The 772-nt window shown below is 62.0% G+C and carries 1 protein-coding gene; it reads left to right on the top strand.

The window, feature by feature from the left end; translation table 11 throughout:
* The first annotated feature begins 73 nt into the window (after window positions 1-73).
* Entirely contained in the window at window positions 74-772 is a 699-nt protein-coding gene (locus AC3G88_RS29400; RefSeq protein WP_488770788.1) for a hydrolase, read from the top strand.

The following is a 772-nucleotide window of genomic DNA, read 5'->3' as shown; positions in this document are numbered from 1 at the left end:
CGAACGAAGCGAAGCCAGCGCCGCCCGATAACACCTCAAACTTATTGAATCGTTTTTAATACCGGAGCCCATCATGTCGAACGCCAAACTGCAAGTCCTGACCCCGCGCAACAGCCAGCTGATCATCATCGACCACCAGCCCCAGATGGCCTTTGGCGTGCAGTCGATGGACCGCCAGACCATGAAGAACAACGTCGTGGGCCTGGCCAAGGCCGCGAAGATCTTCGACGTGCCGACCACCATCACCACCGTCGAGAGCGAATCGTTCTCCGGCTACACCTACCCCGAACTGCTCGACGTCTTCCCGGGCAAGCCAACGCTCGAACGCACCTCGATGAACTCGTGGGACGACCAGAAGGTGCGCGATTCGCTGGCCGCCAACGGCCGCAAGAAGATCGTCGTGGCGGGCCTGTGGACCGAAGTCTGCAACACGACCTTCGCCCTGAGCGCCATGCTCGAGGGGGATTACGAGATCTACATGGTGGCCGACGCCTCGGGCGGCACTACCAAGGAAGCGCACGACTACGCCATGCAGCGCATGATCCAGGCCGGCGTGGTGCCGGTGACGTGGCAGCAGGTGCTGCTGGAATGGCAGCGTGACTGGAAGAACAAGGAAACGTACGACGCGGTGACGGGCCTGGCGAAGGAACACTCGGGTGCCTACGGCATGGGCATCGACTACGCCTACACGATGGTGCACAAGGCCGCCCAGCGCACGCAAAGCGCTCATCCGTCGATCGCGCCGGTGCATGCGCCGGTGATCGAGTACTGA

Source organism: Cupriavidus sp. 86D6 (assembly GCF_057815095.1).
This window is presented reverse-complemented; position numbering and strand designations above follow the sequence as displayed.

Coding starts and splice junctions, on each gene's coding strand:
- AC3G88_RS29400 (WP_488770788.1), top strand. CDS start 74: ATGTCGAACGCCAAACTGCAAGTCCTGACCCCGCGCAACAGCCAGCTG.